This is a genomic window from Actinosynnema sp. NPDC050436 (genome assembly GCF_040655415.1).
Taxonomy (GTDB): domain Bacteria; phylum Actinomycetota; class Actinomycetes; order Mycobacteriales; family Pseudonocardiaceae; genus Actinosynnema.
Genome location: NZ_JBFAJV010000003.1, coordinates 386,255 through 408,006 on the forward strand (window position 1 = coordinate 386,255; position 21,752 = coordinate 408,006).

Consider the following 21,752-nt stretch of genomic DNA (forward strand, 5'->3'; position numbering starts at 1 on the left):
CCCCCACACCATCGCCGGCTACGTCGACGAGCCCGATCCCCGGCGCATCACCGCCGACCAGACGGGCGGGGTTGCCCCAGCCGTCCCGGGCGGCCGTCGGTGTGTCACCTTTCGGGTGGCGCGACCGGTAGGTCCGCGGCGGGAGCCGGGCGGGGTGTGGCCCGTCCGGCTCCCGGTTCGACGCCCGCCGCGCGGCGGGTCCGGTGGTCAGCCGCAGATGCGGCCCTTGTCCTTCTTCCACGCCACGACGACGGCCGGGCGCGGCTGGCTGGTGCCGCCGTCCGGCCAGTGGGAGAGCGGGTTGTCCGCCGACGCGCCGTCGATCTCGCCCGGGTGCTGGACGCTGACCAGGACGAAGTCGTCCTGGACGACCGGGCCGCAGGTCTCGGCGCCCTTCGGCACGGTGAGGAACTGCTTGACGCGGCCCCGGTAGCGGCCCTCGACCGGGACGGCGAACAGGCCGTCGTTGGACTTGAGGGCGTTGCCGTCGGTGGAGATCCACAGGTTGCCGTGGCTGTCGAAGGCCACGTTGTCCGGGCACGAGATCGGCGAGACCTGGGTCTTGTCGTAGCCGCCGAAGTACGTGTCGGCCGATGCCGGGTCGCCGCAGACGAGCAGCAGCTTCCAGGAGAACGTGAGCGCGGTGTTGTCGCCGCGCCGCTCCTCCAGCTCCAGGACGTGGCCGTGCTTGTTGTTGACGCGCGGGTTGATCTCCGTCGCGCCTTCCTTGCCGGCCTTGCCCCGGTCGGTGTTGTTGGTCAGGGCCGCGTAGACGCGGCGGTTGCGCGGGTTCGGCTCGACGTCCTCGGGGCGGTCCATCTTGGTCGCGCCGGCCTTGTCCGCCGCCTGGCGGGTGAAGACGTAGACCTCCTCGGCGGTGAAGCCCTCGACGAACGAGCGGTTGCCCGCCGCCAGCGGGATCCACTGGCCGGTGCCGTCGAACTCGCCGTCGGACGGGAGCTTGCCGGAGCCGTCGACCTCGCCGGCCGGGCTGTCGCCGGTGAACCTGGCGACGTAGAGCGTGCCCTTGTCGAGCAGCTTCTTGTTGTGCTCACGGGCGTAGCGGCTGTTGCCCGGCTTGTAGCGCTCGTCGGAGACGAACTTGTACATGTAGTCGAAGCGCTCGTCGTCGCCCATGTACGCGACGACCCGGCCGTCGCGCGCGATGATCACGTTCGCGCCCTCGTGCTTGAACCGGCCGAGCGCGGTGTGCTTGACCGGCGTCGAGTCCGGGTCGAGGGGGTCGACCTCGACCACCCAGCCGAACCGGTTGACCTCGTTGGGTTCCTGCGCGACGTCGAAGCGCTTGTCGAACCGCTCCCACTTGCGGGTGGTCGCCGCGCCGGACAGGCCGTAGCGGGACAGCCGCGCCTTCACGACCGGGTCGGTGACGCTGCCCGCGTTGGCGAAGTACTGGTTGAAGTTCTCCTCGCCGGACAGGACCGTGCCCCACGGCGTCACGCCGCCGGCGCAGTTGTTGAGCGTGCCGAGCACCTTCCGGCCGGTCGGGTCGGCGGACGTCCTGAGGTGCTTCGAGCCGGCCGCCGGGCCGGTCACCGCGAACTCGGTGGTGACGGTGATGCGGCGGTTGTAGCGGCGGTCCACCTTCGGCACCAGCCGGCCGCTGCGGTGGTCGCGCTCGACCAGCACCACGGACAGGCCGTGCGCGGCCCACGCGATCTCGGTCTGCTCGCGGGTCGGGTTGTCCGCGTCCCAGTCCCTGAACAGGAACTCCTCGGTGGTGTACTCGTGGTTGCTGACCATGAGCCACCGGTTCCAGTGGTTGAGCGGGACCAGGCCGCAGAAGTCGTTGTTGAAGCCGAACTGCCGGGCCTGCGCGGCGGGCGTCTGCCGGTCGAAGTCGAACGCCGGCGCACCCGGCAGCACCGGGTCGCCCCAGCGGATGACGACCGAGGACTCGTAGCCCTCGGGCGTGACGACCCGGTCCTCGGTGTTCGGCGCGACGGCCGTGAAGTTCAGCCCGTCCCGGCGGCGACCGCCACCGAGGTCGCGGTCCGCCTCCACCTCGGCGGGCGCGGCGGCGGCCGTCCCCGTGCCGACCAGCCCGACGCCCGCGCCCGCGACGGCCAGCACCGCGCCGGCCTTGAGCAGGCCGCGCCGGCGGACGACGTCACCGACCACGTCGCCGAAGTAGCTGTTGCCGGAGGTATTGGGTGCCTCGTGCGCGCAGGCGTCGCCGCAGCGGTACTTGCAGGTGATCGCCGACCGGCCGAGGGGGTGGTTGGGCAGCAGGGGCAGCAGGGTGCGCCCGCCGGAGGGGGAGCCGGGGGTGGATCCGGTGGTGGACGAGGACACGCGGGCCTCCGAGATCGCTCAGTGGGAACTCGGCGACCGTAGGTCGGCAACCCCTCGTCCAGCGGACGTCGAGGTGAACGCCGGGCGAACACCTCGACCCCTCGCCGGCCGGAACCGCCTGCTCACCGCACGTACCGAGATCGTTCAGCCGCCGATGAACCCGTCGCGCCACACCGCCACGACGGACGGTCGCGGTTGGCCGTCCCCGCCGTCGGGCCAGTGCGACGCGGGCCGGTCCGCGCTCGCCCCGTCGAGTTCGCCGGGGTGCTGCACGCACACCGTGACCACCCGCTCGCCGATCACCGGCCCGCACGTCTCCGCGCCGCGCGGCACGGTGAGGAACAGCTTGAGGTGCCCGCGTTCCGGGCCGTGCACGGGCACGGCGTAGAGGCCGTCGTTGACCCCGCCCAGCGCACCGGCCGAGTCGGTGGAGATCCACAGGTTGCCGTGCCGGTCGAACGCGACGTTGTCGGGGCTGGAGATCGGTGACACCCGCGACTTGTCGTAGCCCGCGAAGTAGGTGTTCGGGTCCTCCGGGTCGCCGCACACCAGCAGCAGGTCCCAGCGGAACTCCAGGGCGAGCGCGTCGCCGCCGCGCTCGGTCAGCTCCAGGACCTGGCCGTGCTTGTTGAGCACGCGCGGGTTGGGCTCGGTCGCGCCCTCCTTGCCGGGCTTGCCCCGGTCGACGTTGTTGCTCAGCGCGCAGTAGACCGTGCCGGTGTGGGGGTGGGTCTGGATGTCCTCGGGCCGGTCCATCTTCGTCGCGCCGACCCGGTCGCCGGCGAGCCGGGTGAACACGTAGACCTCCTCGGCGGTCATGCCGGGCACGAAGCTGCGATCGCCACCGGCCAGCGGCACCCACTCGCCGCGCCCGTCGAACGCCTTGTCGCGCGGGAGCTTCCCGGTGCCGTCGATCTCCTCGGGCGGGCTGTCGCCGGTGAACCGGGCGACGTAGAGCGTGCCGTCGTCGAGCAGGGTCATGTTGTGCCGGCGGGCGGACCTGCTGCCGCCGCGCCGGATCCGGCCGTTCGAGACGAACTTGTAGATGTACTCGAAGCGCTCGTCGTCGCCGGAGTAGGCGACCACGCGGCCGTCTCGCGCGACGCGGACGTTGGCGCACTCGTGCTTGAAGCGGCCCAGCGCGGTGTGCTTGACGGGTGTGGAGCCCGGGTCGTGCGGGTCGACCTCGACCACCCACCCGAACCTGTTGGCCTCGTGGGGTTCGCGCGCCAGGTCGAAGCGCCGGTCGAACCGCTCCCACTTGCGGGTGGTGGGGCCGGCCGGGATGCCGTAGCGGGCGTGGCGCGGGTCGGTGCCGGCGTTGGCGAAGTACTGGTTGAAGTTCTCCTCGCCGGACAGGACCGTGCCCCACGGCGTCACGCCGCCGGCGCAGTTGTTCAGCGTGCCCAGGACCTTGCGACCGGACGGGTCGGCGGACGTGCGCAGCAGCGCGGAGCCGGCGACCGGGCCGCGCACCTCGAACTCGGTGGTCAGCGTGATGCGGCGGTTGTAGCGGGAGAACCGGGGCTCGAGGCCGTCGCGGCCGTGCTCGACCTGCACGACGGACAGGCCGTGCGCGGCCCAGGCGACCTCGACCTGCTCGCGGGTCGGGGCGGCCGGGTCGTAGCCCCGGAACATGAACGGCTCGCTGGTGTACTCGTGGTTGGTGACCAGGAGGTTGGTGCACCCCAGGGCGTCCTGCGGGAGCAGCGCGGCGAAGTCGCAGTTGAAGCCGAACTGGCGGGCCTGCGCGGCGGCGGTCTGGTGGTCGAAGTCGAACGCCGGGGCGTCCGGGAACAGCGGGTCGCCCCAGCGGATGACGACCGCTTGGCGGTAGCCGTCCGGGACGACGACGGCGTCGAGGGTGTTCGGCCGCACGGGCGTGAAGCCCAGCCCGGGAGCGGGTCGGCCGGAGGCCGGATCGGCGGTGGCCGGGGGTGTGGCGGTGGCCCCGAGCGCGGCGACGACCACGCCCGCCTTGAGCGCGGCGCGGCGGGGGAGCAGGTCGCCGAAGTAGGGGTTGGCCGAGGTGTTGGGCGCGTCGTGGAAGCACGCGTCGCCGCAGCGGTACTGGCAGGTGATGCCGGCCCGGCCGGGTGCGTGATTGGCCGCCAGGGGAAGGTGTCGCACTGCTGCGCCTCCTACGGTCAGTCGGGATCAACTGACCGTAGGCCGGCGTTCACTCTTTGTTAACCGCTGCGCGCTAGCCGACGACCTCTTCGCCGACCAGCACGTCGGCGGCGGTGATCGGCTGCTCCCGCGTGCGGCCGACGGCGAGCAGGCCCGCCGCGAGCGCGCAGCACACCGCCGCGACCACGAACGGCTGGGCGAGGTGGCTGACGAACGTGGCCGCGAGCGCGCCGCCGAGCCACCGCAGGAAGTTGTAGCCGGCGCTGGCGACCGGCCGGGGTGCCGGGCTGACGCTCATCGCGGTGCCGGTGAACAGCGTGTTCAGCAGCCCGCTCACCACGCCGCTGACGATCACCGCGACCACCAGCAGCGGCTTGCTCGGGATCGCCATGATCAGCATGAGCAGGGCGAACGCCAGGACGGCCGCGATCGTGGCACGGCGCTCGCCGAACCGCCCGGCCAGCCTCGGCGCGAGCCAGACGCCGGCGACGGCCACGCACACGCCCCACCCGAAGAAGATCAGCCCGATCTCGACCGCGCCCCACTGGAGCACGAACGGCGACCACGCCAGCACCGCGAAGAACGCGGCCGTGTAGAGGGCGGAGCCGAGCGCGGTGCGCAGCAGGCCGGGGTGGCGCAGCGCCTTCAACGGGTCGAGCAGTCCGATCCGGTGCTGCGGCTTGTCGTTGGCCAAAAACACCGAGCAGAGCACGAGCGCGACGGCCATCAGCACGGCCGTGCCGATGAACGGGCCGCGCCAGGAGAAGCTGCCCAGCAGCGCGCCCAGCAGGGGGCCGACCGACAGGCCGAGGCCCAGCGCGGCCTCGTAGAGCAGGACCGCCTTGCCCTGGCCGCCGGAGGCCGCGCCGACGATGACGCTGAGCGCGGTGGCGATGAAGAAGGCGTTGCCGAGGCCCCAGACGGCCCGCAGGCCCACCAGTTGGGTGATGGTCGAGGCGAGCGAGCACAGCACGGTCGCCAGCACGATCAGGGCGAGGCCGCCGACCAGCGTGCGCTTCGCGCCGAAGCGGGCGCTGGCCGCCCCGGTGAACAGCATGGCGAGGACCTGCACGCCGAGGTAGGAGGAGAACAGCAGGGTGACTTGCGACGGGGTGGCGTGCAGTCCCTCCGCGATGGACAGCAGGATCGGGTCGACGAGACCGATACCCATGAACGCGATCACCGCGGCGAACGCCGTGACCCACACCTGACGGGGTTGGTCGAGGAAATTCACTTAGCTACCCTAACATTATTTGCTTAGGGTAGCTAAGTAAGTGGCCTCACACTACGGTCGGGGTGTGGATGCGGTGGTGTTCGACCTCGACGGCGTGCTGATCGACTCCGAGAACGTGTGGGACGAGGTGCGGCAGGACTTCGCCCGCCGGCACGGCGGCACCTGGCTGCCCGGCTCGACCGTGGCGATGCAGGGCATGAGCACCCCGGAGTGGGCCGACTACCTGGTCACGACCGTCGGCGTGCGGCTGACCGCCGAGGAGGCCGCCGCCGGCGTGATCGACGGGATGGCCCGCCGCTACGACGCGGGCCCGCCCGTGCTGCCCGGTGCCGTCGACGCCGTCCGCGCGGTCGCCGCCCGGTGGCCGGTCGCCATCGCCAGCTCCTCCCCGCCCGCGCTCATCACGACGTTCCTCACCGCGACCGGCCTGACCGACGTCGTGCCGGTGGCCGTCTCCAGCGAGCAGGCGGGCGCGGGCAAACCGGCACCCGACGTGTACCTGCTCGCGACCGCGCGGCTGGGCGTCGAGGCGGCCCGCTGCGCGGCCGTCGAGGACTCCACCAACGGCCTGCGCGCCGCCCTGGCCGCCGCGATGACCGTCTACGCCGTGCCCAACCCGCACTTCCCGCCGGACCCGGCGGTGCTGGCCCGGACCACCGTGCTGCGCTCGATCACCGACCTGCCGGCCGCCCTGGGGTGAGGCCGGACCGCCGGGTCGCGGCGGTCCGGCACCGGCCCGAGCGGCCGGTCAGTCGTCGCACTCCTGGCGCGGCGGGTCGCCGGCGAAGACCGGGCCGATCTCGGCGCACAGGCCGGCGTCGCACGTCGGCCCCACCGGGCCGACCAGCGCAGCCACCATCGAGGCGGCAACGAGCAGAGTCATGGCAAAACCCCCTTGATCCGCAGGCCAGGGCCCGTGGACCAAGGGGGTAATCACCCGAACGGGTGTTCGAACAACGCCGGGACGAGGCCCGGGTCAGCGCTCGACGTCGCCCCGGATGAACGCCTCGACCGCCTCGTGCGCCTCCGGGTCCGAGTACTGGACCGGCGGGGACTTCATGAAGTACGACGACGCCGAGAGGATCGGCCCGCCGACGCCCCGGTCCAGGGCGATCTTCGCCGCGCGCACCGCGTCGATGATGATGCCCGCCGAGTTCGGCGAGTCCCAGACCTCCAGCTTGTACTCCAGGTTCAGCGGCACGTCGCCGAACGCCCGGCCCTCCAGCCGCACGTATGCCCACTTGCGGTCGTCCAGCCAGGCCACGTAGTCCGACGGCCCGATGTGCACGTTCCGCTTGCCCAGCTCGCGGTCCACCTGCGAGGTGACGGCCTGCGTCTTGGAGACCTTCTTGGACTCCAGGCGCTCCAGCTCCTTCATGTTCAGGAAGTCCATGTTGCCGCCCACGTTCAGCTGCATGGTGCGGTCGAGCTGGACGCCCCGGTCCTCGAACAGCTTGGCCAGCACGCGGTGCGTGATGGTCGCGCCCACCTGGGACTTGATGTCGTCGCCGACGATCGGGACGCCGGCCTCCTCGAACTTGCGCGCCCACTCGGGGTCCGAGGCGATGAACACCGGCAGCGCGTTCACGAACGCCACCCGCGCGTCGATCGCCGCCTGCGCGTAGTGGCGGTCCGCCTCCTCGGAGCCGACCGGCAGGTAGGACACCAGCACGTCGACCTCGGCGTCGCGCAGCGCCTGCGCCACGTCCACCGGCTTCTCGTCGGACTCCTCGATGGTCTCCCGGTAGAACCGGCCCAGCCCGTCGAGGGTGTGCCCGCGCTGCACGGTGACGCCCAGCGGCGGCACGTCCGCGATCTTGACCGTGTTGTTCTCGCTGGCCACGATCGCCTCGGACAGGTCGACCCCGACCTTCTTGGCGTCCACGTCGAACGCGGCCACGAACTCCACGTCCCGGACGTGGTAGGGACCGAACTCGACGTGCATCAGACCGGGCACCCGGGTGCTCGGGTCGGCATCGCGGTAGTAGTGGACACCCTGCACCAGCGACGCCGCGCAGTTGCCGACCCCGACGATGGCCACTCGAACGCTGCGGCGGTTGTCGCCCATGCCGAGTCCTCCTTCTTGTTCTCCGTCAATGCCCATTGGGCTTTTCGTCCTGTTCGCGCTGTTCGGCCTGCTCGTGCGCGATCAGCTCGTTGAGCCAGCGCACTTCGCGCTCGGTGCTGTCCAGCCCCATGCGGTGCAGCTCGCGGGTGTAGCGGTCGATCCGCTCGCCCGCACCCGCCAACGCCGTGCGCAGGCCCTCCCGCCGCTCCTCGACCCGCCGCCTCCGGCCTTCGAGGATGCGCATCCTGATCTCCGCGGGGGTGCGGGAGAAGAACGCCAGGTGGACGCCGAACGAGTCGTCGTCCCACGTCTGCGGGCCCGCGTTGGCGAGCAGGTCGGCGAACCGCTCCTTGCCCTCCGCCGTGAGCTTGTAGACCTTGCGCGCGCGGCGCCCCCAGGACCGGACCTCCTCCGGCGACTCCTCGACGATCCACCCCTGGCGCTGCAACCTGCGCAGCGTGGGGTAGAGAGTCCCGTAGGAGAACGCGCGGAACGCGCCCAGCAGCTCGTGCAAGCGCTTGCGCAGCTCGTAGCCGTGCATCGGTGCCTCGTGCAGCAGTCCGAGGATGGCGAACTCCAGCACGCGACACCTCCTCGCACTCACTGCCGATGGGTGCGCCCAGTATATCGGCGCGATACATCTGCCCACGACTTGAGAAGTGGCGTGGCGCACCAGGTCACACCGTGATCACGGCCACTGCCCTGAACGGCTCAACGAAGGGGTTGGGCCGCCACGTACTCTGGTCCCCGTGCTGACCCAACGTCAGGTCGTGGACTACGCGCTACAGCGCCGTGCGCTGCTGGCGGAGGTCTACGCGGGCCGGACGGGCACGATGGAGGTCTGCGACGCGAGCCCGTACCTGCTGCGGGCCGCGAAGTTCCACGGCCGGCCGAGCGACGTCACCTGCCCGGTCTGCCGCAAAGAACCCCTGACCCTCGTGTCCTGGGTCTACGGCGACGAGCTCAAGCACGCGGCCGGGTCCGCGCGCACCGTCGAGGAGCTCACCCGCATGGCGAACTCCTTCGAGGAGTTCACCGTGTACGTGGTGGAGGTCTGCCGCACATGTAGTTGGAACCACCTGGTGCAGTCATACGTCCTGGGAACACGTGGCTCGGAGTCCGGGAAGCCGCGGAGGAGGACCGCGGCGGAGTGAACCACCTCCGACCACGGGCGTCGCTCACCCGGGTGACGGCGTACGACCACCGATCCGCGTGCGACGGCACGCCGGTCTGGGAGGCTTTTCGTGAACGACCAGCATGACGACAGGCACCGTGGCGGAGAGCCGCAATGGCCGACCGGGGAGGACCCGGACGGCGGCGCGCAGCCTCCACGCCACGGCGCAGGGGATCAGCCGGCACGTCCGAACACCCCGCCGGGCGGTCCCCGCCAGGGCACCCCGCCGGGCGGTTTCGCGCGCCCGCCGGCCGGTGGCCCGCCCCCGGGCCGGCCACCCACGGGCACGCCCCCCGGCGGCATCCCCCAGGGCGGTGCGTCGCCCCAGGGCGGTGTTCCCCAGGGCAGGGCACCCCAAAGCGGGGCACCCCGGAACGGCGGTGCCCCGGGCACGCCACCGGGCGGCTTCCCGCAGGGTCCCGGCACGCCCCCCGGCGGAGTTCCGCAGGGCGGTCGGCGCCGCGCGCCCGAGCCCGGCCCCCGAGGCGGCCCCGGCGGCCCGAACGGCGGGCCCCCGGCCCGGCCCGGTGTGCCGGGTCCGGCCAACGCCGACCCCAACGCGACGCGCCAGGTCCCGCGCGGCCCGGCGCGGCCCCCCACGCCCCCCGGCGGCACCCGCCGGCCCGGTCCGCACGGCCCCGTGCCGCCCGGACGCCCCCCGGCGGGCGGTCCCGGCGGTCCGCCGCGCCGGCCGGGCGAGGAGCCCACCGACCTGCTGCCCCCCGTGCACCAGACGGTGGCCCGCGAGCCCGAGCTGCTCACGCACCGCGAGGACGAGGTCGAGCTGCAGCCGTTCTACGAGGACGACTACGACGACGAGCCGACCCCGGAGGAGGCGAAGGCGTTGCGGCGCAAGAAGATCTGGCGCCGGGTGCGTCGCGTGAGCTACGTCGGCCTGTTCCTGATGATCCTCGGCCCGATCGTCGCGTTCGCCATCGCCTACCAGCTCGTCAACGTGCCCAACCCCGAGCAGGTCGCGTCCGAGCAGGCCAAGGCCATCACCATCCTGTACGCCGACGGCACCGAGATGACCAAGATCGCGCCCTCCGGCGCGAACCGCACCCTGGTCAAGTACGAGGACCTGCCGCCGCAGCTCAAGGAAGCGGTGTTCGCGGCCGAGGACCCGACCTTCGAGACCAACCCCGGCTTCGACTTCACCGCCATCGGCCGGGCCGTCTGGTACCAGGCCACCGGCCGGGACAGCGGTGGCTCGGGCCTGACCCAGCAGTACGTGAAGCAGGCGACCGACGAGGACCAGGGCACGCTGAGCCGGAAGTTCACCGAGGTCGTCAAGGCGTACAAGATGTCCGAGCAGCAGGACAAGAAGGACATCCTCACCGCCTACCTGAACACGATCTACCTCGGCCGCTCCGCGTACGGCGTGAAGGAGGCCGCGAAGGTCTACTTCAACCGCAACGAGCTCAGCGAGCTGACCCAGCCCGAGGCCGCGCTGCTGGCCGGCATGATCCAGAGCCCCGGCCGCTCCGAGGAGCCCCTCTACGTCGAGGAGCGCTGGAAGTACGTGATGAACCAGCTCGTCAAGGGCGGCTGGATCACCCAGGAGTACCGCGACGCGCAGCAGCAGCCGCCGCTCCGGCCGCTGGCCGAGGTGCAGTCGGGCGGGCTGGACGGCACGCGGCTGTTCATCCGGATGCAGGTCGAGGCCGAGATGGCCGAGGATGGGTGGGACCTCAACCGGGCGCAGCGGTCCGGCGTGACCGTGCACACCACCATCAACCCGGCGCTCCAGGCGGCGGCCGAGCAGGCGGTCAAGGAGCAACTGGAGGGCCAGGACCCGGAGCTGCGCGCGTCGATGTCCGCCATCGACCCGGCCACCGGCGCGGTGCTGGCCTACATGGGCGGCGACGGCACCGGCATCGATTACCAGAAGGGCACCCTCCAGGAGCCCGGGTCGTCGTTCAAGCCGTTCGACTTCGTCGCCGCGCTCCAGAAGGGCGAGGGCGCGGGCAAGCTCTACGACGGCAGCTCGCCCCGGACCTTCCCCGGTCGCGGTGAGAACCGCCCGGTCCGCAACTCGCCCGGCGTGGCGTGCGTGGTGCCCACGCAGTGCAGCGTCCGCGAGGCGATGGTCAAGTCGGTCAACACCGTGTTCTTCGACATGGCCATGCAGCTCGGCACGGGCAAGGTCGCGGAGGCCGCGCACCAGGCGGGCATCCCGAGGGAGATCAAGTACGACGGCAGCATGCGCAAGCTGCTGGTCGGCGAGGACGGCGGCGTCCCCGACGGCAACATCTCCATCGGCGGTGGCCAGACGCTGGTCCGGCCGTTCGACATGACCTCGGCGTACGCGACCTTCGCCGCGCGCGGGGTCTACCACCGGCCGTTCTTCGTCTCGAAGATCACCAACGCGGCCGGCGACATCCTGCACCAGCACGTCGACGTGACCAACCCCGCGTTCGACCAGGACGCGACCAAGAGCCAGGACATCGCGGACAACGTCACCGACGTGCTCAAGGAGATCCCGACCAAGTCCAACATCGGGTGCGCCGACAAGCGCGACTGCGCGGGCAAGACCGGTACGCACGAGCTCGCCGACACCTCGCAGAACGCCAAGGCGTGGATGGTGGGCTACACCCCGACGCTGGCGGCCGGCGTCTGGCTGGGCACGGACATGGGCAACAAGGCGCTGGTCAACAACAAGGGCAAGGACATCTACGGCTCCGGCGTCCCGGGCCTGATCTGGCAGCAGTTCATGAACCAGGCGATGAACGGCCAGCCGGTGGAGAAGTTCCCCAAGCCCAAGCCGATCGGCCAGCTCGAAGCGCCGAAGATCACCACGACGACCACCACCACGACGCCGAAGGAACCTGAGGAGCAGCAGCCGGTCACCACCACGACCCCGCCGAAGCAGACCACCGAGACCACCACCACGACCACCACCAAGCCGTGCCCGCCGCGCCTGTGCCCGACCCAGACGACGACGGAGCCGGAGAACCCGAACAAGCCCGACCCGATCGGGGGCGGCGGCAACGGTGGTGGCGCGGGGATCCCGGAGCGCCCACCGGCGATCAGGACGACCAGGTAGCCGGCCGCTCGGCCGCTCGACCGCTCCGACGGCGGGGCACGCGATCCGCGTGCCCCGCCGTCGTCGTCCCACCGGCGGCCCGGCCGATTCCCCCCGGAGCGGCTCTCTTCACCACAACCGTGGGTGCCTGCCCGTAGCATCCGGCACGTGGCCAGCCCTACACAGCACACACCGGCGAGCGCCGACGACACCGACTCGCTCGGCCCGGACGAGCGGGTGTACCCCACGTGGACCGAGCCGCTGGCGAAGGCGGCGTCCAGACCGTTCGGCGGACCGGTCGGCCGGCACGCCTCGGTGGGTCGGCAGTGGTTCTGGACACCGCTGCGGGTCGTGCTGCTGCTGGCCGTGGTGACGCTGTCGTTCGCGTGGATCGCCAAGTCGCCGTGCGTGCAGCAGTACACGGACCAGAACGGCGTCGCGCAGCTCGACTGGCGGGGCAGCAGGCAGTTCACCGCCATGTGCTACTCGGACACCGTGCCGCTCTACACGGCCGAACGGCTCGACCAGCCGGGGATGTTCCCCTACAAGACGTCCTGGGTGGACGACGAGGGCAAGCCCACCGCGCACGTCCGGTACATGGAGTACCCGGTGCTGACCGGCGTGTTCCAGTGGGTGAACGCGAAGATGGCGCAGGGGTGGACGGCGATCGCGCAGACCGGCTGGCTGCCGAACCCGATGACGGTGATCGTGTACTTCAACATCACCGCGCTGTGGCTGGCGCTGGCGTGGCTGGTGACCGCGTGGGCGGTGGCGCGACTGGCCAGGCGGCGGGTGTGGGACGCGGCGATCGTCGCGGTGTCGCCGCTGGTCGTGGTGCACGCCTTCACCAACTTCGACACGCTCGCCACGGCGTTCGCCACCGCCGGCCTGCTGGCGTGGGCGCGCAAGCGGCCGGTGCTGGCCGGCGTGCTGCTCGGCCTGGGCGGCGCGGCGAAGCTGTACCCGCTGTTCCTGCTCGGACCGCTGCTGCTGCTGTGCTGGCGCACCGGCAAGATGAAGGCCGGCCTGTCCACGCTGACGGCGACGCTGGCCACCTGGGCGGCGGTGAACGCGCCGATCGCGCTGCTCTACCCGGACGGCTGGCGGGAGTTCTTCCGGCTCAACACCGAGCGCGGCGTGGACCCGGACTCGCTCTACAACGTGGTCGCCCAGTGGACGGACTGGCAGGGCTTCGACCCCGGCCTGCTGCACGGCCAGGCGCCCGAGGTGCTCAACACGGTCAGCGCGGTGCTGTTCCTGCTGTGCTGCGTGGCGATCGGGTTCGTGGCGCTGTCCGCGCCGACCCGGCCGAGGCTGGCGCAGCTCGGGTTCCTGGTGGTGGCGGCGTTCCTGCTGACGAACAAGGTGTGGAGCCCGCAGTACTCGCTGTGGCTGGTGCCGCTGGCCGTGCTGGCGCTGCCGCGCTGGAAGCTGCTGCTCGCGTGGATGGCCGTCGACGCGCTCGTGTGGGCCCCCCGGATGTACTTCTACCTGGGCACCGACAACAAGGGCTTGCCGATCGACTGGTTCCTGGGCGCGGTCGTGGTGCGGGACGTGGCGGTGGTCGCGCTGTGCGTGCTCGTGCTGCGGGAGGTCTACCGGCCGGCGCGGGACCTCGTGCGCCGGGCGGGCGACGACGACCCGTGCGGCGGTTTCCTGGACGGCGCACCGGACCGGCGGGTGCTGCGGGTCGGCCGGCGCGCGCAGCCCGCGCACGCGGCCTGAGAGGTCGGGCCGGCCGCCCCGTGCGCGGCGGTCGGCCCTCGTGTCGGCGCGCTGGGGTTGGTCGGCGCGGGTGGGTGCCGACTGCGCGGTCAGGCCGGCTTGCGGGCGATCAGGTACGCCTGGGCCGTCTTCTCGTTCGGCGGCTCTGGCGCGCGGACGACCGTCGTGCGCACCTCGAACCCGGCGTCGACCAGCAGCGCCGAGGTCCGCTCCGGCGGCAGGCGGTAGGCCGTCAGGTCGATCCGGTGGCCGTAGCCCTCGGTGATCCGGCGGGGCTCGTCGCCCGCCTGGAACGCCAGCAGCAGGTGGCCGCCCGGCTCCAGCGCGCGGAAGAACCCGGCGAACACCTCCGGGTGCAGCTCCGGCGGCACGTGGATCAGCGAGTACCAGGCCACCACGCCGCCCAGCGACCCGTCCGGCAGGTCCAGCGCGGTCATCGAGCCGACCTCGAACCGCAGGCCCCGGTGCCGCTCGCGGGCCACCTCGACCATCCCCGGCGACAGGTCGACGCCGAACGCGTCCACCCCGAGCGAAGCCAGGTGCGCGGTGATCCGGCCCGGCCCGCAGCCGACGTCGGCCACCCGGCCGGTGGTGTGCTCCGCGAACATGCCCAGCACTGCCCGGTCGGCGGTGTTGGCCGCCAGGTCGTCGCGCAGCAGTTCCTCGTAGGACACCGCGACCACGTCGTACGCGGCCCGGGTCACTTCCAGGAAGTCCGTCACGGCTTCGCCCTAGCCTTCGACACCGCCAGGAACCGGTCCAGCGGCCTGTCCCGGAAGGACACCTGCGACCGGAGGAACACGCAGAACAGCGCGACGAGCAGCGCGGCCCGGCCCCACACGCCGATCACCACGGCCTGCGCGGCGAACCCGTCGTAGATGCCCGACGGCTGGCCGAACTCGATCGCGTAGTACCAGCGGAAGATGCCGATGCCCATCGCCAGGTCGGCCGCGAAGTACGCGAACGCCCACCCGAGCGGGATGCGCAGCAGCACGAACATCGGCACCAGCCACAGCGTGTACTGCGGCGAGTGGACCTTGTGCAGCAGCAGGAACCCGCACAGCATCGCGGCCGACACCGGCACCCACGGGTAGACGCCCTCGCGCCGGAACCGCCGCCAGCCGATCCAGCAGGCCAGCCCGAACGAGGCCAGGATGCCGACCGGCGAGAGCACGCTCACGACCGCCTGCATCGTCTCGTCCGGCATGAACGGCCGCATCGCCCAGAACCAGATCGAGTTCGTGGTGATGTCGACCCGGCGGAGCTGCTGGAACGTGAACGACGCCTGCCAGCCCGCGAACCCGGCCACCGCGAACGGCAGGTTCACCAGCACGACCGTGACCACGGACGCGAGCGCCACCTTCACCGCGCCCGGCCAGTCGAGCTTGCGGTCCTCGGCGAGGCCCTCCCGCCCGCCGGTCAGCACGTAGAGGCACAGCGGCAGCACGAACGCCGCCGGGTAGATCTTGAACGCGAACCCGAGCCCGAGCAGCACCGAGGCGACCACGGCGCGGTCCACCAGCGGGCGCGGTGTCCGCCCCCACCCCCGGTGCACCACGAACACCGCCGCCACCGCGCAGAACACGACCGGCAGGTCCCAGTTGTGGAACGCGTAGAGCACCATCGGCGGGCCTATCGCCCACAGCAGCGCCCGCCAGCGGCTCAGCTTGCCCAGCAGCCACGCCGTGGCCAGGCCAAAGGGGGCCATCAGCAGCGCGGAGAACAGCAGGAAGCCCGCGTCGTCGTGCGCGAAGATCGCCCCGGCCCAGATCAGCAGGCCGGTCAGCACCGGGTACTCGACCGTGCCGCCGACCAGCACGCCGTTGGGGTCGATGCTGCCGCTCACGTACGGGAAGACGTGCCGGTCGACGTCCCGGCCGATCCACAGGTGCTGGATGTCGGAGTAGCAGACGTCCTGCTTGTTGCGCTTCTCGTAGTTCGGCGCGGTGCGGCCCCAGGGGTCGAACGAGGGGCCCGTGCAGCGGTCCTTGTTGGCGAAGCCGGCGAGCAGCGTCAGCCCGCACAGGAGGACCAGCGCGGCCAGGGCGGCCCGGCCGAACCGGTGCGACCGCCGCCCGGACGCCCGTTCGGGCACCGCGGCCACCTCCCGTGTCACGCTCATCGGGCCAGGTGCTCGCGGAGGAACGCGATGTCCTCGGCCTGGCCCTCGTCCGGTGTCTCGACCAGGGCGGGCGCGTCGGCGGCGGCGACGACCGCGACCAACTGCTCCGGGTCGATCGTGCCCGACGCGATGTTGGCGTGCCGATCGCGGGCCGAACCGAACTCGTCGCGCGAGCTGTTGAGGTGCACCAGGTCGATGCGGCCGGTGATGGCCTTCACCCGGTCGACGATGCCGACCAGGTCCTCCCCGGAGGCGAACGCGTGGCAGGTGTCCAGGCAGAACCCGGCGCCGAACTCGCCGACCGCGTCCCACAGGCGGGCCAGCATGTCGAACGTCCGGGCCATCGCGTTGTCGCCGCCGGCGGTGTTCTCGATCAGGATCGGGACCGCGAAGCCGCCGTCCGCCGCCTGGCGCTCGAACATCTTGCGCCAGTTCGCGATGCCGTCGGCCGGGTCCTCGCCCTTGGCGACGTGGCCGCCGTGCACGATGAGGCCCTTCGCGCCGACCTTGGCCGCGCCCTCGGCGTGCTGGAGGACCATCTTGCGGGACGGGATGCGGATGCGGTTGTTCAGCGACGCGACGTTGGCCAGGTACGGCGCGTGGACGAAGACGTCCAGGTCGGAGGCCAGCAGCGCGTCGGTCTGGGGGTGCGGCTTCGGCGCCTTCCACCCCTGCGGGTCGGCCAGGAAGAACTGGACGACCTCGGCGTCGCGGGCAGCCGCGGCGCCCACTGGGTCGTCGTCGCGGACGTGAGCCCCGATGCGCATGACTGTGCAGAGTAGTCGGGCGCTGCAACGAGTCAGTCGGGGCCGCCGATACGGATTTTGTGAGATCGGGACATGACTCGCGTCACCACGAGGGCCTACGCTCGTTACTTGTAAGTAGGAAACGGTGTGGTGGCTCGCCAGGGAGGCTGGAGATGCGGACCCGACTCACCCGGTTGTCGGTGGCGGCGGCTCTGGTGCTCACGGCCGGCGCACTGGGTGCGGGCACCGCGCGGGCGGCCGACCCGGTGGTCGTCGGCAACTGCGCCACCACCGTCCAGGGCACCCCGGGCACACCCGTGTCGCTCAGCCCGAGCGCGGTGGTGCAACCGGTGTTCGACCTGGTCAGGGCCATCCCGCTGCTCGGACCACCGCTCGCCGAGCCGTTCCGGTCGGCGTTCACCGCGCTGCCGCCCATCCCGATCGGCGCGATCCCCACCGGGACCGGCGTGATCACCGGTGGCGAGATCGCCACCAGGGTCGTGGCCGAGCTGGGCAAGATCCCGCTGCTCGGGCCCGTCCTCGCCACCTTGACCACCGGCGTGCAGAGCACGCTGACGCAGCTCTGCGGCGTGACGGTGACCGGCGTGAACGCCGCCGTCGCGCCCGTGCAGGAGGGGTCGAAGGGCCTCGCGGACGCCTCGCAGGAGGCGGTCGGCCAACTGCCGGGCGTGCCCGGCACGAAGCCCACGCCGAACCCCGGCACCCCGCCCGGCACCGGGCAGCCCGGCACCCCGCCCCCGACCGGCCAACCGGGCGGCACCCGACCCGGCACCGGCTCGCCCGGCGGGTTCACGCCGGTCGGCGGCGTCGGCGGGCTGGACCTGCCGCTGTACGGGTCGAACCCGTTCGGCGGGAACTTCGGCCGGGTGCCGCTGTTCGGCTACGGGTCGCTGCCGTTCGCCCTGCCCGGCCGGTTCACCCCGTCGCCGGGTGTGCGCTACGGCGGCAACGTCCCCGGCTACCAGCCCGGCTACGGCCTGCCGGGCGCGGACGCCGACGGCGTGCAGACCGCCGGCCGCGCGCAGGCCCTGCCCGGCACGGGGAAGGTGGGCGGCGGCGTGGCGGCACCCGTGCTGCTGGCCGTGCTCCTGCTGTCCTGCGTGACGGGCGCTCTGGTGCGCACCTGGGTGCTCCGCCGCGCGGTCGCCTGACCGGCTCGGCAGCCCACCGCGCCCGGCCGGCTGCCAGACCCGCCCAACCGCGCCCGGCCTGACAGCCACCCCGCCGCGCCCGGCCTGACAGCCACCCCGCCGCGCCCGGTCCGACGGCCACCCCGCCGCGCCCGGCGGCCTGGTGACGGGCACCGGCGGGCGGTTGGTACCCTTTCCGGGTTGCTGACGCGACGACCCTCCTGCCACGGAAAGTCCGTGGCCGCCGAGTCCACAGGAGGTGAGTGGTCTTCATGCGTCATTACGAAGTGATGGTCATCCTCGACCCCAGTCTCGACGAGCGCACGATCGCGCCGTCCCTTGACACGTTCCTCAACGTCATCCGCACCACGGGCGGGAACGTCGAGAAGGTCGAGGTGTGGGGCAAGCGCCGGTTGAGCTTCGAGATCAACAAGAACACCGAGGGCATCTACGCCGTCCTCGACCTGATCTCGTCCCCGGACGCGGTGAAGGAGCTGGACCGCCAGCTCGGCCTGCAGGAGACGGTGCTGCGGACCAAGGTCCTGCGCCGCGAGCCCGCCAAGGCCCCGAGGCAGAAGCCCCGCAAGCCCGCGGTCGCCAAGGTCTAGGGCCCTCCCGACATGGCTGGCGAGACGACGATCACGGTGGTCGGGAACCTGACCGCCGATCCCGAACTGCGCTTCACCCAGTCCGGTGCGGCGGTGGCGAGCTTCACGGTCGCCTCCACCCCGCGCACCTTCGACAAGGCGTCGGGGGAGTGGAAGGACGGGGAGGCCCTGTTCCTGCGGTGCAACGTGTGGCGGCAGGTCGCGGAGAACGTGGCCGAGTCCCTCACGCGGGGTTCGCGCGTGCTCGTGACCGGGCGCCTGCGCCAGCGGTCCTTCGAGACGAAGGAAGGCGAGAAGCGCACCGTCATCGAGCTGGAGGTCGACGAGATCGGCCCCTCGCTGCGGTACGCGACCGCGAAGGTCAACAAGGTGAGCCGTGGAGACGGCGGTGGCGGCGGCTTCGGCGGCGGCGGCCAGTCTCGCGGCGGTGGCGGCGGCGGTGCCCCGGCCGACGACCCGTGGGGCTCCGCGCCCCCGGCGGGTTCCGGTGGCGGCTTCTCCGACGAGCCCCCCTTCTAGACCGCACCCCATACCTCACCGCGTCATACCAGGAGTAACCACATGGCCAAGCCGCCTGTGCGCAAGCCCAAGAAGAAGGTCTGCGCGTTCTGCAAGGACCGCAACGCGCACGCGATCGACTACAAGGACACCACCCTGCTCCGGAAGTACATCTCGGACCGGGGCAAGATCCGCGCCCGCCGGGTGACCGGCAACTGCTCGCAGCACCAGCGCGACGTCGCGGTCGCGGTCAAGAACGCCCGCGAGATGGCGCTGCTGCCCTACACCTCGACCGCTCGCTGAGAAAGGGGAGACACCGTGAAGCTCATCCTCACCGCTGACGTCAGCGGCCTCGGTGGCCCCGGCGACATCGTCGAGGTCAAGGACGGCTACGGCCGCAACTACCTGCTGCCCCGCGGCCTGGCGATCGTCGCCACCAAGGGCGCGGCCAAGCAGGTGGAGGTCATCCGCCGCGCGCAGGAGACCCGCCGGGTCCGCGACCTGGACCACGCCAAGGAGATCAAGACCTCCCTGGAGGGCCTGGGCTCCGTGACGCTCAAGGCGAAGGCCGCCGTCGGCTCGAAGAAGCTGTTCGGCTCGGTCACCTCGTCCGACATCGTGTCGGCCGTCCGCACGGCGGGCGGTCCGGCGCTGGACAAGCGGTCGATCGACATCGCCGGCCACATCAAGACCCTGGGCAAGCACACCGTGTCGGTGCGCCTGCACCCGGAGGTCACGGTGGCGCTGGCCGTCGAGGTCGCTGCCGCGGGCTGATCCCGCACCCGTTCCACCGCCGAAAGGGCCGTTCTGCCGGATGCTCCGGTCGGGCGGCCCTTTCGCACGTCCGGCTGTGGACAACCGGGTGTGACACATCGGGCGCGACTCGCCGTGCAGGCGGTCACACACGACACGCCGAGGGTGTGACCAAGCAGTTTTCCACACACTTATCCACAGGGATTGACCTGGAGAAACTTCTGTCACGCGTCAAGTTGTACCCAGGTTGTCCACAGCTTTCCGCAGCGATGTGGCCAACCCGGCGACACCATCCCCAAGCTGTCCACGGGCTTGTCCACAGGCGCGTTTGCCTGGTCCATCCGGGGGGCTCTAGCGTCCGCGAGGTCGCCGAGCGTGCCTCGCCGGGATTGTCGTACCCGCGAGGTAGAACTTGGGGTCACAACAGATTGGGGTGTTCGCGGTGGCGCTGGTGGACGACCGGGGCATGGCCGAGCCCGGTTTCGAACGGCAGCCGCCCCAGGACCTCGCCGCCGAGCAGTCCGTGCTCGGCGGGATGCTGCTGAGCAAGGACGCCATCGCCGACGTGGTCGAGGTGCTCGCCCCGAACGACTTCTACCGGCCCGCGCACCAGGCCGTGTACGACTGCGTGCTGGACCTGTACGGGCGCGGCGAACCGGCCGACCCGATCACCGTGTCGGCGGAGCTGGAGCGCCGGGGCGAGCTGCTGCGGGTCGGCGGCGCACCGTACCTGCACACCCTGATCGCCACCGTGCCGACGGCCGCCAACGCGTCGTACTACGCGGAGATCGTGGCCGAGAAGGCGGTGCTGCGGCGGCTCGTGGAGGCCGGCACCCGGATCGTCCAGCTCGGGTACAACGGCGCCGAGGGCGCGGACGTCGACGAGGTCGTGGACCGCGCGCAGGCCGCCATCTACGAGGTGACCGAGCGCCGCACCACCGAGGACTACGTGGTGCTGGAGGAGTTGCTCCAGCCCACCATGGACGAGATCGACGCCATCGCCTCGCGCGGCGGCTCGTCGCTGGGCATCCCGACCGGCTTCGCCGACCTGGACGAGCTGACCAACGGCCTGCACCCCGGCCAGATGATCATCGTCGCGGCCCGTCCCGGTGTCGGCAAGTCGACCCTGGGCCTGGACTTCGCCCGGTCGTGCTCGGTGAAGCACGGCCTGACCAGCGCCATCTTCTCGCTGGAGATGAGCCGCACGGAGATCGTGATGCGGATGCTGTCCGCCGAGGCGAAGATCCGCCTCGGCGACATGCGCGGTGGCCGGATGAGCGACGACGACTGGACCAGGCTCGCCCGCCGGATGAGCGAGATCAGCGAGGCACCGCTGTTCGTGGACGACTCGCCGAACCTGACCATGATGGAGATCCGGGCCAAGGCCAGGCGGCTGAAGCAGCGGCACGACCTGCGCCTGGTCGTGGTCGACTACCTCCAGCTCATGTCGTCGGGCAAGCGCAGCGAGTCGCGCCAGCAGGAGGTCTCGGAGTTCTCCCGGAACCTGAAGCTGATCGCCAAGGAGCTGGAGGTGCCGGTGATCGCCATCAGCCAGCTCAACCGCGGCCCCGAGCAGCGCACCGACAAGCGCCCGCAGCTCTCCGACCTGCGCGAGTCCGGCTCGCTGGAGCAGGACGCCGACATGGTCATCCTGATCAACCGCCCGGACGCCTGGGAGCGCGACGACCCCCGCGCGGGCGAGGCCGACCTGATCATCGCCAAGCACCGCGCCGGCCCCACCGCCACGATCACCGTCGCCCACCAGCTGCACTACAGCCGCTTCGCCGACCTCGCCCAGTCCTGACGGTCGGGCTCCCGAGTGGGCGGTGCCGCCGAGGTGCCGTCAGCGCAGGGCGTTCTCGACCAGTTCGACGGTCGCGCGCGGGTCCTCGACCTGGAGGACCAGGCGGCTGTAGCGCTCGTCGGCGAGTTCGAGCACGACGGCCTTCGACGGGTCCTTGACGTCCCAGAAGACCTTCTCGCCGTCGAGGTGGAACGTGCCCGCCGTGATCACGCCGGGCAGGTGGGTGCCCGGGGCGCGGATCCCCTTGCGCTCGGCGGTGATGCCGGGGTCCGCCGTCGCGCCGCGCACGTTGGCCAGCGGGATGGTGAGGCTGCTCTTCAGGGCCCAGAGCTTGTCGAGACCCTCGATCACGACGACGAGGTCGTCGCCGTCGATGGTGACCAGTGCCATGTTCGTGT

Annotated in this window: 20 protein-coding genes; 10 read left to right on the top strand and 10 right to left on the bottom strand. The window is 71.7% G+C overall.

Annotated features, from left to right (window positions below; translation table 11 throughout):
* Nucleotides 1-207 precede the first annotated feature (207 nt).
* The 3 genes from AB0I60_RS10275 to AB0I60_RS10285 all read right to left on the bottom strand — a co-directional run bounded on the left by AB0I60_RS10275 (nucleotide 208) and on the right by AB0I60_RS10285 (nucleotide 5,680).
* Entirely contained in the window at nucleotides 208-2,316 is a 2,109-nt protein-coding gene (locus AB0I60_RS10275) for a PhoX family phosphatase (protein WP_360727454.1), read from the bottom strand.
* Nucleotides 2,317-2,460: 144 nt separating this feature from the next.
* Nucleotides 2,461-4,446: a PhoX family phosphatase gene (locus AB0I60_RS10280; protein ID WP_360727456.1), complete on the bottom strand. Its 1,986-nt coding sequence runs from the start codon at nucleotides 4,444-4,446 to the stop codon at nucleotides 2,461-2,463.
* A gap of 73 nt (nucleotides 4,447-4,519) precedes the next feature.
* A complete protein-coding gene (locus AB0I60_RS10285) occupies nucleotides 4,520-5,680 on the bottom strand; it encodes an MFS transporter (protein ID WP_360727458.1) in 1,161 nt (386 codons plus the stop codon).
* A gap of 64 nt (nucleotides 5,681-5,744) precedes the next feature.
* Here AB0I60_RS10285 and AB0I60_RS10290 point away from each other — a divergent pair, with 64 nt between their 5' ends.
* A complete protein-coding gene (locus AB0I60_RS10290) occupies nucleotides 5,745-6,380 on the top strand; it encodes an HAD family phosphatase (protein WP_360727459.1) in 636 nt (211 codons plus the stop codon).
* Nucleotides 6,381-6,428: 48 nt separating this feature from the next.
* Here the strand turns inward: AB0I60_RS10290 and AB0I60_RS10295 are convergent, their stop codons facing one another.
* The 3 genes from AB0I60_RS10295 to AB0I60_RS10305 form a co-directional block, all read right to left on the bottom strand.
* Nucleotides 6,429-6,563 carry a hypothetical protein gene (locus AB0I60_RS10295; protein ID WP_360727461.1) on the bottom strand — a complete coding sequence of 45 codons (135 nt, stop codon included), beginning with the start codon at nucleotides 6,561-6,563 and terminating at the stop codon, nucleotides 6,429-6,431.
* 93 nt (nucleotides 6,564-6,656) lie between these two features.
* Entirely contained in the window at nucleotides 6,657-7,748 is a 1,092-nt protein-coding gene (locus AB0I60_RS10300) for an inositol-3-phosphate synthase (protein WP_360727463.1), read from the bottom strand.
* A 25-nt stretch (nucleotides 7,749-7,773) separates the two neighbouring features.
* Nucleotides 7,774-8,331 (bottom strand): PadR family transcriptional regulator, encoded by a 558-nt coding sequence (locus tag AB0I60_RS10305; protein ID WP_360727465.1) that lies wholly within the window; start codon nucleotides 8,329-8,331, stop codon nucleotides 7,774-7,776.
* A gap of 166 nt (nucleotides 8,332-8,497) precedes the next feature.
* On the opposite strand from AB0I60_RS10305, the gene AB0I60_RS10310 reads away from it, so the two are divergent.
* The 3 genes from AB0I60_RS10310 (at nucleotide 8,498) to AB0I60_RS10320 (ending at nucleotide 13,672) form a co-directional block, all read left to right on the top strand.
* Complete coding sequence (locus tag AB0I60_RS10310) at nucleotides 8,498-8,902, top strand: DUF5318 domain-containing protein (RefSeq protein WP_360727467.1); 405 nt, start codon at nucleotides 8,498-8,500, stop codon at nucleotides 8,900-8,902.
* Between the two features lie 660 nt (nucleotides 8,903-9,562).
* Nucleotides 9,563-11,968 carry a transglycosylase domain-containing protein gene (locus AB0I60_RS10315; RefSeq protein WP_360727469.1) on the top strand — a complete coding sequence of 802 codons (2,406 nt, stop codon included), beginning with the start codon at nucleotides 9,563-9,565 and terminating at the stop codon, nucleotides 11,966-11,968.
* Between the two features lie 147 nt (nucleotides 11,969-12,115).
* Nucleotides 12,116-13,672 carry a glycosyltransferase 87 family protein gene (locus tag AB0I60_RS10320; RefSeq protein ID WP_360727470.1) on the top strand — a complete coding sequence of 519 codons (1,557 nt, stop codon included), beginning with the start codon at nucleotides 12,116-12,118 and terminating at the stop codon, nucleotides 13,670-13,672.
* Between the two features lie 89 nt (nucleotides 13,673-13,761).
* Here AB0I60_RS10320 and AB0I60_RS10325 read toward each other — a convergent pair whose 3' ends face one another.
* Genes AB0I60_RS10325 through AB0I60_RS10335 form a run of 3 tightly spaced genes read right to left on the bottom strand, consistent with a single transcriptional unit; the run spans nucleotide 13,762 to nucleotide 16,561 of the window.
* On the bottom strand, nucleotides 13,762-14,394 hold the full coding sequence (locus tag AB0I60_RS10325; protein WP_360727471.1) for a methyltransferase domain-containing protein: 633 nt from the start codon (nucleotides 14,392-14,394) through the stop codon (nucleotides 13,762-13,764).
* Nucleotides 14,391-15,794: a hypothetical protein gene (locus tag AB0I60_RS10330; RefSeq protein ID WP_360727473.1), complete on the bottom strand. Its 1,404-nt coding sequence runs from the start codon at nucleotides 15,792-15,794 to the stop codon at nucleotides 14,391-14,393. The genes AB0I60_RS10325 and AB0I60_RS10330 overlap by 4 nt, the downstream gene beginning before the upstream one ends.
* Nucleotides 15,791-16,561 carry a deoxyribonuclease IV gene (locus AB0I60_RS10335; RefSeq protein WP_360727474.1) on the bottom strand — a complete coding sequence of 257 codons (771 nt, stop codon included), beginning with the start codon at nucleotides 16,559-16,561 and terminating at the stop codon, nucleotides 15,791-15,793. The genes AB0I60_RS10330 and AB0I60_RS10335 overlap by 4 nt, the downstream gene beginning before the upstream one ends.
* 152 nt (nucleotides 16,562-16,713) lie before the next feature.
* Here AB0I60_RS10335 and AB0I60_RS10340 point away from each other — a divergent pair, with 152 nt between their 5' ends.
* The 6 genes from AB0I60_RS10340 (at nucleotide 16,714) to dnaB (ending at nucleotide 21,354) form a co-directional block, all read left to right on the top strand.
* On the top strand, nucleotides 16,714-17,712 hold the full coding sequence (locus tag AB0I60_RS10340; protein ID WP_360727475.1) for a hypothetical protein: 999 nt from the start codon (nucleotides 16,714-16,716) through the stop codon (nucleotides 17,710-17,712).
* Between the two features lie 251 nt (nucleotides 17,713-17,963).
* Complete coding sequence (gene rpsF / locus AB0I60_RS10345) at nucleotides 17,964-18,299, top strand: 30S ribosomal protein S6 (protein WP_360727477.1); 336 nt, start codon at nucleotides 17,964-17,966, stop codon at nucleotides 18,297-18,299.
* Nucleotides 18,300-18,311: 12 nt separating this feature from the next.
* Complete coding sequence (locus AB0I60_RS10350) at nucleotides 18,312-18,818, top strand: single-stranded DNA-binding protein (protein ID WP_360727479.1); 507 nt, start codon at nucleotides 18,312-18,314, stop codon at nucleotides 18,816-18,818.
* Between the two features lie 42 nt (nucleotides 18,819-18,860).
* A complete protein-coding gene (rpsR, locus tag AB0I60_RS10355; protein ID WP_015105786.1) occupies nucleotides 18,861-19,100 on the top strand; it encodes a 30S ribosomal protein S18 in 240 nt (79 codons plus the stop codon).
* A 15-nt stretch (nucleotides 19,101-19,115) separates the two neighbouring features.
* Entirely contained in the window at nucleotides 19,116-19,571 is a 456-nt protein-coding gene (gene rplI, locus AB0I60_RS10360) for a 50S ribosomal protein L9 (RefSeq protein WP_360727481.1), read from the top strand.
* Between the two features lie 445 nt (nucleotides 19,572-20,016).
* Nucleotides 20,017-21,354 (top strand): replicative DNA helicase, encoded by a 1,338-nt coding sequence (dnaB, locus tag AB0I60_RS10365; RefSeq protein WP_360728527.1) that lies wholly within the window; start codon nucleotides 20,017-20,019, stop codon nucleotides 21,352-21,354.
* A 39-nt stretch (nucleotides 21,355-21,393) separates the two neighbouring features.
* On the opposite strand, the gene AB0I60_RS10370 is transcribed toward dnaB, so the two are convergent.
* On the bottom strand, nucleotides 21,394-21,744 hold the full coding sequence (locus AB0I60_RS10370; RefSeq protein WP_360727483.1) for a hypothetical protein: 351 nt from the start codon (nucleotides 21,742-21,744) through the stop codon (nucleotides 21,394-21,396).
* Between the last annotated feature and the right edge of the window lie 8 nt (nucleotides 21,745-21,752).

Excerpts from the sequence above, each read along its gene's own strand:
- AB0I60_RS10295 (WP_360727461.1), bottom strand. The coding sequence starts at position 6,563 with ATGACTCTGCTCGTTGCCGCCTCGATGGTGGCTGCGCTGGTCGGCCCG.
- AB0I60_RS10300 (WP_360727463.1), bottom strand. The coding sequence starts at position 7,748 with ATGGGCGACAACCGCCGCAGCGTTCGAGTGGCCATCGTCGGGGTCGGC.
- AB0I60_RS10330 (WP_360727473.1), bottom strand. The coding sequence starts at position 15,794 with ATGAGCGTGACACGGGAGGTGGCCGCGGTGCCCGAACGGGCGTCCGGG.
- AB0I60_RS10335 (WP_360727474.1), bottom strand. The coding sequence starts at position 16,561 with ATGCGCATCGGGGCTCACGTCCGCGACGACGACCCAGTGGGCGCCGCG.
- AB0I60_RS10340 (WP_360727475.1), top strand. The coding sequence starts at position 16,714 with ATGCGGACCCGACTCACCCGGTTGTCGGTGGCGGCGGCTCTGGTGCTC.
- rpsF (WP_360727477.1), top strand. The coding sequence starts at position 17,964 with ATGCGTCATTACGAAGTGATGGTCATCCTCGACCCCAGTCTCGACGAG.
- AB0I60_RS10350 (WP_360727479.1), top strand. The coding sequence starts at position 18,312 with ATGGCTGGCGAGACGACGATCACGGTGGTCGGGAACCTGACCGCCGAT.
- rpsR (WP_015105786.1), top strand. The coding sequence starts at position 18,861 with ATGGCCAAGCCGCCTGTGCGCAAGCCCAAGAAGAAGGTCTGCGCGTTC.
- dnaB (WP_360728527.1), top strand. The coding sequence starts at position 20,017 with ATGGCCGAGCCCGGTTTCGAACGGCAGCCGCCCCAGGACCTCGCCGCC.
- AB0I60_RS10370 (WP_360727483.1), bottom strand. The coding sequence starts at position 21,744 with ATGGCACTGGTCACCATCGACGGCGACGACCTCGTCGTCGTGATCGAG.